Genomic DNA, 14,942 nt, shown 5'->3' on the forward strand with positions numbered 1-14,942 from the left:
GGGATGGGGGCGGGAGTGGGGAGTTTTTTTCCTTCTCATGCGGAAAAGGTGCAACCGTCCGGAATGTTCGGGCGATACATCCATTGAGGGCCGGTCCCTTGCGGGAACCGGCCCTCGGTTGGAGAAGGTGCGGACTAGCCGCCGATGAGCGACAGGGCCATCTGCGGGAGCGAGTTGGCCTGCGAGAGCATCGCCACGGCAGATTGGGTAATGATCTGCTGCTTGGTGTACTCGGTCATCTCTGTGGCCACGTCCACATCGGAGATGCGGGACTCCGAGGCCTGGAGGTTCTCGGCCTGGATTTCCAGGTTGGAGATGGTCGCGGACAGCCTGTTCTGCATGGCGCCCAGGTTGGCGCGCACGTTGTCCTTGGACACGATGGCCGAGTTCAGGGCGTCCAGGGCGCTCTGGGCCGCGGCCTGGGTGGAAACCACCGATCCGGCCTTGTCCGTGCCCGCGGCCAGCCCCACGCCCAGGGCGGAGGCGGTGCAGTTGCCGATGGTCACGTCATACTTGTCCTCGGCGGCGTCGTTGCCCGTGCCGAAATGGATGGTGATGCCGTCGGCGGAGAGGTTGCCGTTGAGCAGGTAGATGCCGTTGAAGTCCGTGGCGTTGGCGATTCGGGTGATCTCCGAGGCCATGGCCTGGTATTCCGAATCGATGATGAGCCGCTGGGCGTCGGTGTAGGTGCCGGTGGCGGCCTGCTCGGCCAGTTCCTTCATGCGGATGAGCTTTTCATCGATGACGGAGAGCGCTCCGTCGGCGGTCTGAATCATGGAGATGCCGTCGTTGGCGTTCCTGATTCCCTGGTTGAGGGTGGAGATGTCCGAACGCATCAGTTCGCGTACGGCCAGCCCGGCCGCATCGTCGGCCGAGGAGTTGACGCGCAGACCGGAAGAGAGCCGCTCCGTGGACGTGCTCAGCGCGTTGTACGAGCTGTTCAGGTTCCGGGCGGCGGCATTGGCCATGAGGTTGTTGTTTACTACGAGAGACATGATTTCCTCCTTGAATGGTTATGCTTCCATGCATTTTCTCCGTCCCGATGATCGGAGAACCAAATTCTCCCCATATATACGGATGCAATATGGGGAGGCGTTCATGGAGGAAAAATGTGCCGAGGCGATTTCGGCGCGGCCTGCTATGGATTTCTGAATGCGGCGGTGATGTTCGTTGAGCTTCTTAATATTAATTGAGATTAAGTTAATATCATAATTTGTTCTGAATCTTTATGATGCATTCAAAAGGAGTGTGCGGATGAAAGACCTGTTGCTGATCGACGACGACCCCGAACTGGCGGAGCTGCTGAAGGCCTATCTCGGCGGCGAAGGGCTCGGCCTGGATGCGGCCGCCACCGGAAGCGAGGGTCTGGAAATGGCCCGCGCGGGGGATTACGGGCTGGTCATTCTGGACGTCATGCTTCCCGACACCAGCGGCTTCAACGTGTTGACCCGGTTGCGCGCGCATACCTCCGTGCCGGTCATCATGCTCACCGGACGGGGGGAGGAGATAGACCGGGTGGTCGGTCTGGAGATGGGAGCCGACGACTACGTGTCCAAGCCGTTTCAGCTTCGCGAACTCCTTGCCCGCATCCGCGCGGTGCTGCGCCGGTACGGCAGCGGCCACGAGGAGGAAGTCCGTACGGCGGCGGTGAAGCCCAAGCCGGACATGGGTATCGGCGACGTGCTTCTGGACCGCAATGCCCGGAACATGACCGTGAGCGGCAGCCCGGTCCACCTGACCTCCACCGAGTTCGACATCCTGGAGATGCTCGCCTTGAACATGGGGAACGTGGTTGAAAGGGGCAGCCTCATGGAAAAGGCGCTCGGCCGGAGCGAGGATTTCGACGATTACGTGCTCAACGTGCATATGAGCAATCTGCGCAAGAAACTCGACCGGCACGTCAGCATCAAGACCATCCGGGGCAGGGGCTACCTCCTGGCCGTTCCCCAGGAAGGGGCCGCCTAGATGGGAGCAGACCTGCTGCGGCCGATTGTTCTGGGAATACTGATTTCGTTTCTCTGGACGGTTCCGGCCCTGGCCGACGACGATCTATCCGGCCTCGGGCTGGAGGAGCTCTTGCAGGTGGAGGTGGCCAGCGCCACCCGCCGCACCGAACCCCTGTCGCGGATTCCGGCCGCGGTCACAGTCCTGACCGAGGAGGATATCTTTCGGTCCGGGGCCACCAACGTGCCCGAGGCGCTTCAGCTCGTGCCCGGCGTGCATGTCGCCCAGATGAACACGGACCGCTGGGCCGTGGGCATCCGGGGGTTCAACGGCCTGTTGAGCAATAAACATCTGGTTCTGGTGGACGGCAGGCCGGTGACCTCGCCGGTCATGACCGGGGTGCAGTGGGACAACATCGTGCCCATTGGTCAGATCAAGCGTATCGAGGTGGTGCGCGGCACCCGGACCAGCCTGTGGGGGGCGGAATCCTTCACCGGGGTCATCAACATCATCACCAAGACCGCGTTCGAGTCGCTGGGCGGGCAGTCCGTGTCCGTGGGTGGCACCAGGGGCGCGGGACAGACCGTGCGCTACGGACGCAAGACCGGCGACGATTCCGCCTTCATGGTCTACGGCACTGCCCAATACCTGAACGGCGACTGGCTGAGCGGCTCGAACCGGGGCCAGAACGGCCATGAATGGTCCAAGTTTCAGAGCGGCCTTCGCGCGGACTGGGAGAACGCCTTTACCGACGCCTTGTCCCTGCAATGCGACCTGGTCCGCTCCAAAACCGAGGAGGACGGGCCGGTCGGTCCCCCTCCCGGCAACCGGGAAACCCGTTCGCGCACCGACGTCAACGGCTACGCCCAGTTCGTCTGGGACCGTGCGACCGGCCTGGATTCGAATCTGCGCTTCAGGACTTCCTTCACCCGGGATACCGCCATGCTCGCCGACCTCGAAGGAGGGGCGAACATCCTCGACGCGGAGTTGACCTCGGCCATGGAGCGGATGGGCCGCCATTACCTGACCTGGGGCGTTGGCACCCAGTATTTCTGGGATGACGTGCACGACGGGGACGACGTGGATGTGGATCTGGAGCGCATCTACACCTGGACCGGCACCGGCTTCATCCGCGACCGCATCACTCTGCTGCCGGAGAGCCTCTATTTTGTCGCCGGGCTGAAGGCGGACGTGCTCGACGAGAAGTCCGTCGAACTGCAACCCACGCTTCGCCTGCTGCATACCCGGGACGAGGCCGAGTATTGGATAGCGGTCTCGCGCGGCGTGCGGGCGGACACCCGCTACCAGCGCAGCGGCACCTATGTGGTTCATGCGAGGGGCAAGGACTACAAGGTGGAGGCCCCGGACGACCTCAAGGCCGAAAAGCTCGTCTCCTACGAGGCCGGAGTCCGCCGAGTCCTGACCCCGGATGTCCGGTTCGACCTCTCGCTGTACGTCAACGACTATTCCGAACTGCTCATGCTCGAACTGGACGACGCCACCGATACGGCCACGGTGAGCAATTCCCTCAAGGGCACGGCCTACGGCCTGGAAGCCGTGGTCGAATGGGCCGTGTCCGACCGGCTGACCCTCAAGCCGTCGGCCAGTCTCATCTACCAGAATATTTACGGCCTGGATTCCGGGCCGGTGGGCGACTCCATGCCCGAGGAGGGGCTGGGCAGCGAGATGAAGCTGCAAATCCTCACCAAGCCGCTCAAGGACGTGGGGCTGGATATCTTCCTGGGGTACATCGACAGCCCGGACCAGCGGCACCTGCCCGCCTATTTCAGCCTGGACGCGCACGCTTCCTGGCGGGTTTCCGACACGCTTCTGCTCGAACTCATCGGCCGGAACCTGAGCGGCTCAAACGAGCAGTTCTCGGACCTTGCGGTGGGGCCGAGCGTGGACTGCCGCGTGACCTGGGATTTCTGATGAGCTTGTTGCGGCCGATATTTTTCGCGGTCCTCGCCTGGACGGTTTTCGCTTCACCGTACCAGGCGTGCGGCGGGACCCGCCTGACTGCGGAACCGGACCAGTTGCGGGCGCTTTACGTGCAGCGGCTGGTTAAATATGTGACTTGGCCGCACGGCGCGGGGCCGGCCCCGGGAGAACCCTTCGTGGTCGCGGCCACGGACCCGGCGCGGCTGCGGCCCTATTTCCCGGATTCCGATGCGGAGGGCGACGGCCCCCGTTTCCGGCTGGTCCAGTGGCCCGCCGAGTGCCACGTCCTGGTCCTGGCCGGGGCGTCCCGGCGCGAAGGCGCGGCCATCCTCCGGCGGGTGGCGGACCTGCCCGTGCTGACCATTGCCCAGGACCCCGAGGGGCCGGAGCAGGGCGCGGTCATCAATTTCTACATGCAGGGCGGCAGGCTCAAGCTGGAGGTGAACCCCGAAGCGGCCGGACGCGCGGGGCTGGGGGTCAGTTCGCGGCTTATGCAGTTGGCCCGCATTTATCGGGGAGGCGTCCATGAGTGATGCCAAAGTGACCCCCCTGGGCCGGAAGATCGTGGCGGCCATTCTCGGGACGACGCTGCTGGCCCTCGCATTGAGCTTCTTCCTCAACGCCATCCCCCTGGTCCATGCCTACCGCCAGGAGGGCGCGGACAAGGCCCGCACCCTGGCGGGGCTCATGGCCGCGTCCCTGGTCGCGCCGGTGGATTTCGACGATCCCGAGGCCGCGGCCGAGAACCTTCGGACCCTGTCCCTGACGCCCGACGTGCTGGGAGCTGCGGTTTATCTCGCCGACGGCTCGACTCTCGCCGTCTGGGGCGCGCCTCTTTCCTGCGAAGTCCCGCCCAAGCCGGGCGTGCGATCCGCACTGTCTTCCCTGACCGTGGTCTCGCCCGTTCCGTCGGGCCGCGCTGGATGCGTGGTGGCGCTGGACGTTTCGCTGGCCGGGCAGTGGGGGCTGCTCAGGTCCTATCTCGTCAGCGGGGCGCTTATCCTGCTCGGCGTGTTCGTCTTCTGCTTCAAGCTGGCCGGAACCTTCCGGCGCAGGCTGGGCGATCCCCTGCGCGAACTGACCGAGGCGGTCGACGCCATCTCCGCCAGCCGGGATTATTCGCGGCGGGTGGACTACGTGAGCAACGACGAGCTGGGCGTGCTCGTGACCGAGTTCAACGCCATGCTCGAACGCATCCAGGACCGCGACGCGCGGCTGAACCGGCATCGGGAGATGCTTGAGCAGAGAGTGGAGGAGCGGACTCTCCAGCTCAAGGTCAAGCAGTTGGAGCTGCTCAGGAACAACCGCCAGTTGCACAGCGAGATACAGCGGCGCGGACAGGCCGAGATGATCCGGGAGGAGGTGGAGCGCATCAACCGCCATGACCTCAAGTCGGGCCTGAGCCTGGTCATCGGCTATCCTGAGCTGTTGCTCCAGCAGGGGGGCCTGACCCCTGAACAGGCCAAGCTCATCAAGCGCATCCGGGCGGCCGGGTACCGGATGCTGGACATGATCCGCAATCATCTGGACATGTTCAAGATGGAGAAGGGCGTCTACGCCCTCAACCGGCTGCCGACCGATCTGGTCGAGACCCTGTGCGATCTCGAAGAGGAGCTCGCCCCGCAGCTCAACAGTTCCGGGGTGCGTCTGGTCATCCGCCTCGACGGCCGGGACGTGGTCGGCGACGAGACCTTCACCGTGTCCGGCGAGGGGCCCCTTTTGCGGACCATGTGCCGCAATCTCGTCCAGAACGCCATCGAGGCTTCCGGCCCCGGCGACGAGGTGGCGGTCTTTCTGGAGCGGGGCGAACGTCCGACCCTGACCGTGACCAACCCCGCGCCTGTGCCTGCGGAAATCCGGGAACGGTTTTTCGAGAAATACGTTACCTGCGGCAAGGAAAACGGCACCGGCCTCGGCACCTACTTTGCGGCGCTTATCGCCCGCACCCACGGCGCGGACATTACCATGAACACCGGCGAGCGGAACGGCACCACCTTGCGCATCGCCTTTCGCAGCCCGGCGAACCGCTGATCGGAAAGGAAAAGGGCCGCCGGATGTGTTCCGGCGGCCCTTTGACGCGTGCTATTCGGTCGGATGCAGGCTTGGATTGAGGTCGCTCCCGCGCTGGATGACCTTCGGGTCCCACTCGTATCCCTTGAACCGCTGGCGGAAGAAGATGGAGTAGAGGACCGGGCAGAGGACCAGGGTGAGGACCGTGGCGACCGTCAGGCCGGACATGATGAGGTTGGCCATGGGCCGCCACATTTCGCCGCCCTGGAGGGAGAGCGGGACCATGCCGATGATGGTCGTGGTGGCGGTCATGATGATGGGCCGGGCGCGCTCCAGGGAGGAGAGCACGATGGCGTCGGCCAGGTTCAGCCCCCGGCCGCGTTGAATCTCGATGCGGTCGATGAGCATGATGGCGTTGTTCACGATGATGCCCAGCAGGGAGATCATGCCGAGCATGGGCATGAAGCCGAAGGGCGAGTTCGTGGCCAACATGCCCGTGGTGATGCCGATGAGCATGGGCGGCAGGGTGAGCAGGATTATCAGCGGCCGCCGGATGGAGTTGAACTGGAATATGAGCACCAGCACGAGCAGTCCCATGGCCAGGGGCATGTTCGCGTTGATGGCCGCCTGGGCCTTCGCGCTCTCTTCGAACTCGCCGCCGTACTCCACCGTGTAGCCTATCGGCCAGTCTCCCTTGTCCATGAGCTGCCGAACGGCCGGGCGGACCTTGTTCAGGATGGACAGGGCGAAGTAGCCGTCGGCCACGTCCGCCTTGATGGTCATGGTCCGGGCCTGGTCGCGGCGGCGGATGTCCGAGGGCTGCCAGTCCAGATGGGTGCTCGCCACCTGGGACAGCGGCACGCTCTCGCCGGTGTCGTAGGAGTAGACGTTCAGGCTGTCGATTTTGTCCAGGCGGTTGCGGAATCCCTCGTCGTTGCGGAGCAGGATGGGGATGATGGTGTCGCCCTCGCGGTAGTTGGAGGCGGTCAGCCCGGACATGGCGGTCTGAAGGGAAACGGCCACGTCGAAGCTGGACAGCCCGGCCTCCCGCGCCTTGTCCTGGTCCACCTTGACGATCATCTTCTTCGTCCACTGGCCCCAGTCGTCCCAGACGCGGGTGACGCCCTCCTGCTCCTCCACGACGGGCAGGATTTTGTCGCGCAGGGCGTAGAGGGTCTTGATGTTCGGTCCGGACAGGCGGATTTGCAGTTTGGCTCCCACCGGCGGGCCGTTCATGAGCTTGTTCAGGCTGTAGTCCGCGTCGGGGAAGCCCTCTTCCAATGCCTGGCGTGTGCGTTTGATGACCTGGTCCACGCTCTCCACGGACTTGGTGTTGACCACGAAGGTGGCCAGGTTGTCGTTCTTCTGCTCGATGTTGAGCGGCAGATACCAGCGGGGACCGCCGTGGCCGACGAACACGCCCACGCTGTTCACGTCCTCGTCGGCGAGGAGGATTTTCTCCAGCCGTTCCGCGCGCCGTTCGGTGGCGGTGATGTCCGTACCGTAGGGCTGCCAGAAGTCGATGGTGAACTGGGCCCGTTCGTTGGGCGGGAAGAATATCTTGGGCACGTACCGGAACGCCCATCCTGAGACCATGCAGCCTGCGAGGATCAACGCCAGGAACATGGTGCGGTGGCGAAGGCTCCACAGGAGCAGTCCGCGGTAGCTCTGGTACAGCCTGCTTGAAAAGGTCTGGACGGCCTGCTTGGGCTTGAGCAGGTAGAAGCACATCATGGGCACCATGGACATGGACAGTCCCCACGAGCAGGCCAGGGTCAGGGATACCACGATGAACAGGGAGGTGCAGAACTCGCCCACAGGGTGGGTGGTGGCCAGCGGGATGGGCAGGAAGGCGAAAACAGTGGTCAGGGACGCGGCCAGCAGCGGCATCCACAGCTCGCTCACCGCGCCGGTTGTGGCCTTGAGCCGGTCCTCGCCCGAGGCGAGGCGGACCAGGATGGCCTCGGACACGACCACGCCGTTGTCCACCAGGATGCCCAGCGAGATAATCAGCGAGGCGATGGACACCCGTTGCAGCCCCACGTCGAGGTAGGGCATGAGCGCGATGCAGCCGAGCATGGCCATGGGCACCAGGGACCCGGCGATGACGCCCGTGCGCAGACCGGCGAAAAGCAGGATGATGACCACCACGAAGGCGAAGGATTCGATCAGGTTGATCGTGAAATCGTTGATGGCCTTGTTGACGTAGTCCGGCTGGAAGACCAGCACGTCGGCGTCAAGGCCCACGTACATTGCGGCCCTGAGTTCGTCGAGCCGCTTGGCGACCCGTTCGCCCAGTTCGGCGATGTTGCCTCCGTCGGCCATGGATACGGCGAGCATGAGGCTCGGCTTGCCGTTGAACCGGGTCAGGGTGGTCGGCGGGTCGGAGAAGCCGCGCGAGATGTCGGTCACATCGGCCAGGCGGACCGAGGTCTTCTTGCCCGGCGGGCGGATGGCCAGGGAGTATATGTCCTCCACGCCCTTGAATTCGCCCGTGGGTTCGATGACGATGCGCTCCGGGCCGACCATGCTCGAACCGCTGGGTTGGAGGGTGTTCTGGCTGTCGATCATCTTGGCCAGGACGAATGGGCTTATCCCGGCGGTGGCCATGCGGGAGTTGGTGAAGTCCACGAAGATGCGCTCGCCCTGTTCGCCCCATCTCTCGACCTTGCCCACGCCCTTGATCTTGAGCAGTTCGTCGCGCAGGTCGTCGGCCGCGTCCTTGAGCTCGCGGTAGGAGAACCCGTCGCCGGTGAGGGCGACGACGATGCCGTACACGTCGCCGAACTCATCGTTGACCAGCGGCGTCATGGCCTCGGCGGGCAGATCCGATCCGGCGTCATCCACCTTGTTGCGCAGTTTCTGCCAATAGGGCTGCATGTCCTTGATGGTGTCGTTGAACTCCACTTCGATGATGGACAGGCCGGACATGGACTGGGACTTGACGGTCTTGACCCCGTCGATTTCGCGGATTCTCTCCTCCAGCTTGTCCGTGACCAGCTCCTCCACCCGCTGGGGCGACGCGCCGGGGAAGACCGTGGATATCACGCCGGTGCGGATGGTGAAATCCGGGTCCTCGCTTTTCGGAATGGAGAAGAAAGTCATCACTCCGCTCACCGCGATGAGCAGGAAGAGGACGATGGAGGTGCGGTTGTTGGTGATGCACCATTTGGCCAGGTTCATGGTCAGCCCTCCGCCCCGCTGTCGAGGAGGCGGACCTTGCGTCCTTCCTCCAGGCTGTGCACGCCGCGGATGACCACCACATCGCCTTCATTCAGCCCTTCGAGGATTTCAAGACCGGCCGGGGTGAGTTGGCCCACGGTGACGTCGCGCCGGGTCACGGAGGAGGTTTCGGGGGTCACCACCCACACGGCGTGAGCGCCGTCCGGTTCGCCGACCACGGCCACGGGCGGCAGGTAGAACGCCGCGTTCGCCCGGCCGAGGTTGATGAAGTTTACGTGGCCGGACATGCCGCTGCGCACCTGTCCCCCGACGTTTTCGAGATAGACCTTGACCGGATAGGTCGAGCCGGAGCCGGATTCCACGCCGATCTCATGGACCGCGCCCTTCATGACCTTTCCGGGCAGGGCGTCGAAGGCCACGGACACCTCGTCCCCTTCCTTCACCCGGGAGATGAGCGTGTCGGGCACGCTGATGTACATCTTCATCTGGCGGCCCGCGTTGTAGGTGGCGATGGACTGGCCAGCGGACACGTTCTGGTGGAGGTCCGCCTCCGCTTCGCCGATCCAGCCGTCGAAAGGTGCGCGCAGGGTTGCGTAGCTCACTTGCTTGCGGGCGATGTCCAGTTGTTTGGCCGAAGCGCTGAGCCGGGCCTCGTAGGATTTGAAATCCGCCTCGATCTGGTCCAGCTCCCCGCGCGAGATGACCCGGCTCTCGAAGAGGCGGGAGTTGCGCTGCATGTCGGCCTTGGCGCGTACGAAGTTGGCCCGGACCTGTTCCATGTCGGCTTCGGCCCGGCGAAGCTCAAGCTCGTAATCGGACGGGTCGAGGCGGGCGATGATCTCGTCTTTGGCGAACCTGCGGCCGATCTGGTTTCCGGGGAAAAAGACGATTTTGCCGCCCACCCGGAAGGACAGTTTGGTGGCCAGGGCGTCCTCGGCCGTTCCTGCGAAGGACCAGAGTTTGCTGCTGTCGACCCGCACGGCCCTGGTGGTCTTGACCGGGCGCACCGGCTCGGGCACCGGTTCGGGAGAACGGTCGCAGGCGGCGAGGAGCGCCAGGCAGACAAGGGCGGCGGGGATGAGAAAACGGTTCATTGTGCGTTCTCCATGGGGAGGCCGAGCAGCCCCCTGATGCGGGTCTTGATGATCGGCGATATGTCTTTGAGATGGTTCTCGAAGGAGTCCCATCCTATGATTTTGCAGATGAGTCCGTGGCTTTCCAGGAGCTTGACGACGATGCTGATGATGGCGTGGGCCGTGATGACCTCGTCCGCCTCGTTTCGGCAGTGGGCGGCGGTGCCGCGGACCAGGGTGCGCAGGGATTCCAGGTTGGGGCGGAAGAACAGCTCCTCCATCTTGGGATGAAGCTCGGAGGGGTGGACCAGCTCCCGCGAGATGATGACCGTTCCCCAGGCGTACTCCGTCCGGATCAGCAGCCCGTTGATGAGGGTGTCCATGAACCAGTCCGCCACGGCGGCTTTCTCCTCCGGGGTGTCCCCTGCCTCGGACAGCCTGGCTTCGACCGCCGGGGTGGGCGGATATATTTGATCCCGCACCTTGAATATCTCCCGGATGACGGCTTCGTACAGTCCGGCCTTGCCGCCGAAATGGTAGCTGACCGTGGCCAGGTTGACACCGGCCTCGGCGGCAAGGGTGCGCATGGATACGCCGTTGTACCCGTTCTGGGCGAAAAGCCGCGCGCCGGTGTAGATCAGCGTCGCGCGTGTTTCCTCGCCTTGGGCCTGCTTGAGGGATTTGCCTCCCTTTCTGCTCATGTCCGCCTCCATGGAACGGGTGTTGGAACAGGGAAAGCCGGATGGATACTTCCCGTCATTGGTCTTTGTCAAACGTTCGTTTAACATGAAAGAAGGCCTTGATCCAGTTCAATCGCCATTGCTCCATAGTGCCGGATAGGTTTCAAAAAACACGGATATAATAGGAAGATAGCGGCTGAACGGATGAAGGGGAGCATGTGCTTGAGCGCGTTCTTCGCCGGATTCGTCTTTTCGGTAAACGGGGTGGCGTTCCAACAAAAAAAGGCCGGGGTTGGGTCCGGCCTTTTTTTGTCTGAGATGGGGAGCGGGGCTATTCGTTGTCGCCCTTGAGCTTGACCCAGTAGTCTTCATAGATGTTCATGGCTTCGCCGATGTCGTCCTGGAACTCGCCGCGAGCGGCGATGTCGTCCGCGGGGTAGACGATGTCGTTGTCGCGCACGTCCTCGGGGATGAACGCCCGGGCCGCCGCGTTGGGTGTGGAGTAGCCCATCTCGGTGGAGATGGTGGCGGCCACGTCCGGGCGGAGGAGGTAGTTCAGGAAGGCGTAAGCCTCATCCAGGTTCTTGGCGCCCTTGGGGATGCACAGGGAGTCCATCCACAGGGAGAAGCCCTCCACGGGGTAGACGAACTTGATTTCCGGGTTTTCCTGGTTGGTGATGAAGGCTTCACCGTTCCAGACGACGCCCACGGTGACTTCGTTGGAAAGGAGCGCCTGCTTGGGCGAATCGGAGTCGAAGACGCGGACGTACGGCATGAGGGCCTTGAGGCGTTCGAAGGCCTCCTGGAGGTGCGCCGGGTCGGTTTCGTTCAAGGAGTAGCCCAGGCTTTTCAGGGCGATGGCGAAGACGTCGCGGGGGTCGTTGGGCAGGAGCAAGTGGCCCTTCATTTCGGGTTTCCAGAGGTCCTTGAAGGACGTGACGGCGTCCTCAGCCAGGGCGCCGGTGTTCACGGCGATGCCGGTGGAGCCCCACATGTACGGCACGGAGTAGGTGTTGTCCGGGTCAAAGGGCTGGTCCGTGAACTTGGCGGAAAGATTCTTGAAGTTCGGCAGCTTGGACTTGTCGAGGGGCAGGAGCATGTCCTGGCGGCGCATGAGGCCCACGTAATCGGAAGAGGGCACGACGAGGTCGTAGCCGTCGCCCGCCAGCTTGATCTTGGCGTACAGGGCTTCGTTGCTGTCGTAGGTGGACAGGTGGACCTTGATGCCGGTTTCCTTGGTGAATGCCTCGACGACCTCGTCCGGGATGTATTCGGACCAGATGTAGAGGTACAGCTCCCCACTGCCGGCAAGTGCCGGAACCGCGAGGATGAGAGTCAGGACGATTGCAAGCAGTGTTTTTTTCATGATTTCTCCTTGAGCAGCTGCCGGGACAGGAGGACGGCGGCCACGGTTATGGTGATCATCACCACGCTGAGCGCGTTGACGTCGGGCTTTATGCCGAGACGGACCATTGAATAAATCCGAAGAGGCAGAACTTCGTATGTCGGCCCCGTCGTGAAGAAGCTGACGATGACGTCGTCCAGCGACAGGGTGAAGCTCAGGAGCCATCCGGCGATGAGGCCGGGCGCGGCCATGGGGAGGACGATGCGCCGGAAGACCTGGTATTCGACGGCTCCCAGGTCCCGGGCCGCTTCGACCACGGTGGGGTCGAATCCCTTGAACCGCGAGTAGACCGTGGCCGCGACAAAGGGCACGCACAGGGTCACGTGGCCCATGAGCAGCGTCCAGAAGCCGAGGGACAGCCCCACGCCGAGAAAGAGGACCAGGAGCGATATGCCGATGACGATGTCGGGGGACATCATCATGACGAAGATCCCGGCGAATACCGCGCGCCGCCCCTTGAACCGGTACTGATGGAGCATGAAGGCCACCAGGGTGCCGATGATGCACGAGACCGTGGCCGAAACCACGGCGATGGTCATGGAGCGGAAGGCGGCGTCCAGCAGGGTGGAGTTGTTCAGGAGCCTTCCGTACCATTGGAGGGTGAAACCCTTCCAGGCCAGGGAATACTTCGAGGCGTTGAAGGAATAGACCGCGATGACCACCAGGGGCAGGTAGAGGAAGGCGTAGACCAGGGCCGCGTAAATTGTCTTGACGAAGCGGTTCACAGGTGCACCTTCCTTCCGGCCCGGCGGGCGCTCTTGTAGTAGAGGGCGAGCATGAGGCCCATGATGACCGTCATGGCGATGGAGGCCGCCGCGCCCAGGGGGATGTTGCGGGCCGCCAGGAACTGGTCGCGGATATAGTTGCCCAGGAGCATGGTCCTGGCTCCTCCCAGGATGTCCGGGATGTAAAACATGCCGAGCGCGGGCAGGAACACGAGCATACAGCCCGAGACGATGCCGGGCATGGTCAGGGGCACCGTGATCTTGCGGAAGGTGGCGAAGCGGCTCGCCCCGAGATCGCGCGAGGCTTCGAGGAGCTTGAGGTCCAGCTTTTCGATGGCCGCGTAGAGCGGCAGGATCATGAAGGGCAGCAGGGTGTAGATGAGCCCGATGAAGACCGCCGTCTGGGTGTACATGATCTTGATCGGCGCATCGATGACGCCGAGGAAGAGCAGGAACTTGTTGACCACGCCGTCGGCCTTGAGCACGGCCACCAGGGCGTAGGTGCGGATCAGCGTGTTGGTCCAGAACGGGATCATGACCAGCAAAAGCAGCGTCTTGGTATACCGCTTGCCGGCGCGGGCCACGATGTAGGCGAAGGGATAGCCTATCACCAGGCACAACAGGGTGGCCGTGGCCGCCATAATCATGGAGTCGGCCAGCATGGAACCCAGGGCGGGCCGGAGCAGCTCGTGATAGCTCGACAGGGAGAAGACCGGCTCGATGAGGTTGTCCGGGTGGCGCTTGAGGAAGCTGACCCCCAGGAGCATGAGCGTGGGCACGGCTCCGAACAGGAACATCCAGCCGAGCACCCCGGTGACGACCAGTCGCTTGAACAGGCTATCCTTCATGGGGCAGGACCACCTCCCATCCCTCGAACCAGCCTACGGCCACCCGGTCGCCTGCGTGGAAGTACAGGCTTTCGCTGTCTTCGTCGAAGAACTCCGTGACCTGGATGCGTTTGCCGTCATCCAGGGTGATGTCCACGTCGTAGGTGGCGCCCCTGTAGCAGGTGCCGTCCACGGTGCCGTTGAGCAGGGCCTTGGCGAACTTGTCGGCCAGGTCCGGGGATTCCTCCACGTCCTTCATGACTTCCACGCGGAAGTCCTCGGGGCGCAGGAGCACGTGTACGCGGTCCCCGTCCGCGAATTCGCGGCGGGCCTTGACCAGCACGGACGCGCCTTCCACCTCGGCGGTGTAGCTCTCGCCCCTGCGGCCGGTGATGGTCCCTTCCAGGACGTTGATCTCGCCAACGAACCGCGCCACGTAGAGGTTGGCCGGTTCCTCGTAGATTTCGCGCGGGGTGCCCACCTGCTCGATGTGCCCGTCGTTCATGACCACCACGCGGTCGGACATGGTGAACGCTTCTTCCTGGTCGTGGGTGACGAGGACGAAGGTGATTCCCAGGGTCCGCTGGAGGTCCTTGAGCTCTTTCTGCATCTGCTTGCGCAGCCGGTAGTCCAGGGCGGACAGGGGCTCGTCCAGGAGCAGGAGCCGGGGCTTGTTGACGATGGCCCGGGCGATGGCCACGCGTTGTTGCTGCCCGCCGGAAAGCTCCGAGGGCATCCGTTTGCCCATGGCGGACAGGAAAACCAGTTGGAGAGCTTCGTCCACGGTGCGCCGAATGTCGGCCTCGGCGTTTCCGGCGATGCGCAGGCCGAAAGCGACGTTGTCGAAGACGTTCATGTGCGGGAACAGGGCATAGCTCTGGAATACGGTGTTTATGGCCCTCGATTCGGGCGGCACGCCCTTGACCGAGCGGCCGTCCAGCTCCACCAGGCCGTGGTCGCACTCCTCGAAACCGCCGAGAATGCGCAAGAGGGTGGTCTTGCCGCATCCGGATGGGCCGAGCAGGGTGATGAACTCTCCGTCCATTATGGACAGCGAGATATTTTCGACGGCGGTCTCCCCGTCAAAAGACTTGGTGACGCTGTCCAGATTGGCGACAGGTTGTGACATGTATCTCCTCGATATGTGGACGCCG

12 protein-coding genes are annotated in these 14,942 nt (G+C 63.5%); 4 read left to right on the top strand and 8 right to left on the bottom strand.

Annotation, left to right across the window (positions count from 1 at the left end):
- Positions 1 to 134 precede the first annotated feature (134 nt).
- Complete coding sequence (locus PSN43_RS13060; RefSeq protein ID WP_272701178.1) at positions 135 to 995, bottom strand: flagellin N-terminal helical domain-containing protein; 861 nt, start codon at positions 993 to 995, stop codon at positions 135 to 137.
- 259 nt (positions 996 to 1,254) lie between these two features.
- Here PSN43_RS13060 and PSN43_RS13065 point away from each other — a divergent pair, with 259 nt between their 5' ends.
- Genes PSN43_RS13065 through PSN43_RS13080 form a run of 4 tightly spaced genes read left to right on the top strand, consistent with a single transcriptional unit; the run spans position 1,255 to position 5,916 of the window.
- Complete coding sequence (locus PSN43_RS13065; RefSeq protein ID WP_272701179.1) at positions 1,255 to 1,965, top strand: response regulator transcription factor; 711 nt, start codon at positions 1,255 to 1,257, stop codon at positions 1,963 to 1,965.
- On the top strand, positions 1,966 to 3,876 hold the full coding sequence (locus PSN43_RS13070; protein ID WP_272701180.1) for a TonB-dependent receptor plug domain-containing protein: 1,911 nt from the start codon (positions 1,966 to 1,968) through the stop codon (positions 3,874 to 3,876).
- Positions 3,876 to 4,418, top strand: coding sequence for a YfiR family protein (locus tag PSN43_RS13075; RefSeq protein WP_272701181.1), 543 nt, complete (start codon positions 3,876 to 3,878; stop codon positions 4,416 to 4,418). Before PSN43_RS13070 ends, PSN43_RS13075 begins: the two co-directional genes overlap by 1 nt.
- A complete protein-coding gene (locus tag PSN43_RS13080) occupies positions 4,411 to 5,916 on the top strand; it encodes an ATP-binding protein (RefSeq protein WP_272701182.1) in 1,506 nt (501 codons plus the stop codon). The genes PSN43_RS13075 and PSN43_RS13080 overlap by 8 nt, the downstream gene beginning before the upstream one ends.
- Positions 5,917 to 5,967: 51 nt before the next feature.
- Here PSN43_RS13080 and PSN43_RS13085 read toward each other — a convergent pair whose 3' ends face one another.
- The 7 genes from PSN43_RS13085 to potA form a co-directional block, all read right to left on the bottom strand.
- Positions 5,968 to 9,078 carry an efflux RND transporter permease subunit gene (locus PSN43_RS13085; RefSeq protein ID WP_272701183.1) on the bottom strand — a complete coding sequence of 1,037 codons (3,111 nt, stop codon included), beginning with the start codon at positions 9,076 to 9,078 and terminating at the stop codon, positions 5,968 to 5,970.
- 2 nt (positions 9,079 to 9,080) lie between these two features.
- Positions 9,081 to 10,172: an efflux RND transporter periplasmic adaptor subunit gene (locus PSN43_RS13090; RefSeq protein WP_272701184.1), complete on the bottom strand. Its 1,092-nt coding sequence runs from the start codon at positions 10,170 to 10,172 to the stop codon at positions 9,081 to 9,083.
- Positions 10,169 to 10,852 carry a TetR/AcrR family transcriptional regulator gene (locus PSN43_RS13095; protein WP_272701185.1) on the bottom strand — a complete coding sequence of 228 codons (684 nt, stop codon included), beginning with the start codon at positions 10,850 to 10,852 and terminating at the stop codon, positions 10,169 to 10,171. Before PSN43_RS13095 ends, PSN43_RS13090 begins: the two co-directional genes overlap by 4 nt.
- Positions 10,853 to 11,162: 310 nt before the next feature.
- On the bottom strand, positions 11,163 to 12,197 hold the full coding sequence (locus PSN43_RS13100; protein WP_272701186.1) for an extracellular solute-binding protein: 1,035 nt from the start codon (positions 12,195 to 12,197) through the stop codon (positions 11,163 to 11,165).
- A complete protein-coding gene (gene potC, locus PSN43_RS13105; RefSeq protein WP_272701187.1) occupies positions 12,194 to 12,961 on the bottom strand; it encodes a spermidine/putrescine ABC transporter permease PotC in 768 nt (255 codons plus the stop codon). Before potC ends, PSN43_RS13100 begins: the two co-directional genes overlap by 4 nt.
- A complete protein-coding gene (potB, locus tag PSN43_RS13110; RefSeq protein WP_272701188.1) occupies positions 12,958 to 13,809 on the bottom strand; it encodes a spermidine/putrescine ABC transporter permease PotB in 852 nt (283 codons plus the stop codon). The genes potC and potB overlap by 4 nt, the downstream gene beginning before the upstream one ends.
- Positions 13,799 to 14,917, bottom strand: a complete 1,119-nt coding sequence (potA, locus tag PSN43_RS13115) for a spermidine/putrescine ABC transporter ATP-binding protein PotA (protein WP_272701189.1) — start codon at positions 14,915 to 14,917, stop codon at positions 13,799 to 13,801. The genes potB and potA overlap by 11 nt, the downstream gene beginning before the upstream one ends.
- Positions 14,918 to 14,942 lie beyond the last annotated feature (25 nt).

This window comes from Desulfovibrio sp. Fe33 (genome assembly GCF_028532725.1).
Taxonomy (GTDB): Bacteria; Desulfobacterota; Desulfovibrionia; order Desulfovibrionales; family Desulfovibrionaceae; genus Pseudodesulfovibrio.

Coding starts and splice junctions, on each gene's coding strand:
- PSN43_RS13060 (WP_272701178.1), bottom strand. CDS start 995: ATGTCTCTCGTAGTAAACAACAACCTCATGGCCAATGCCGCCGCCCGG.
- PSN43_RS13065 (WP_272701179.1), top strand. CDS start 1,255: ATGAAAGACCTGTTGCTGATCGACGACGACCCCGAACTGGCGGAGCTG.
- PSN43_RS13070 (WP_272701180.1), top strand. CDS start 1,966: ATGGGAGCAGACCTGCTGCGGCCGATTGTTCTGGGAATACTGATTTCG.
- PSN43_RS13075 (WP_272701181.1), top strand. CDS start 3,876: ATGAGCTTGTTGCGGCCGATATTTTTCGCGGTCCTCGCCTGGACGGTT.
- PSN43_RS13080 (WP_272701182.1), top strand. CDS start 4,411: ATGAGTGATGCCAAAGTGACCCCCCTGGGCCGGAAGATCGTGGCGGCC.
- PSN43_RS13085 (WP_272701183.1), bottom strand. CDS start 9,078: ATGAACCTGGCCAAATGGTGCATCACCAACAACCGCACCTCCATCGTC.
- PSN43_RS13090 (WP_272701184.1), bottom strand. CDS start 10,172: ATGAACCGTTTTCTCATCCCCGCCGCCCTTGTCTGCCTGGCGCTCCTC.
- PSN43_RS13095 (WP_272701185.1), bottom strand. CDS start 10,852: ATGAGCAGAAAGGGAGGCAAATCCCTCAAGCAGGCCCAAGGCGAGGAA.
- PSN43_RS13100 (WP_272701186.1), bottom strand. CDS start 12,197: ATGAAAAAAACACTGCTTGCAATCGTCCTGACTCTCATCCTCGCGGTT.
- potB (WP_272701188.1), bottom strand. CDS start 13,809: ATGAAGGATAGCCTGTTCAAGCGACTGGTCGTCACCGGGGTGCTCGGC.
- potA (WP_272701189.1), bottom strand. CDS start 14,917: ATGTCACAACCTGTCGCCAATCTGGACAGCGTCACCAAGTCTTTTGAC.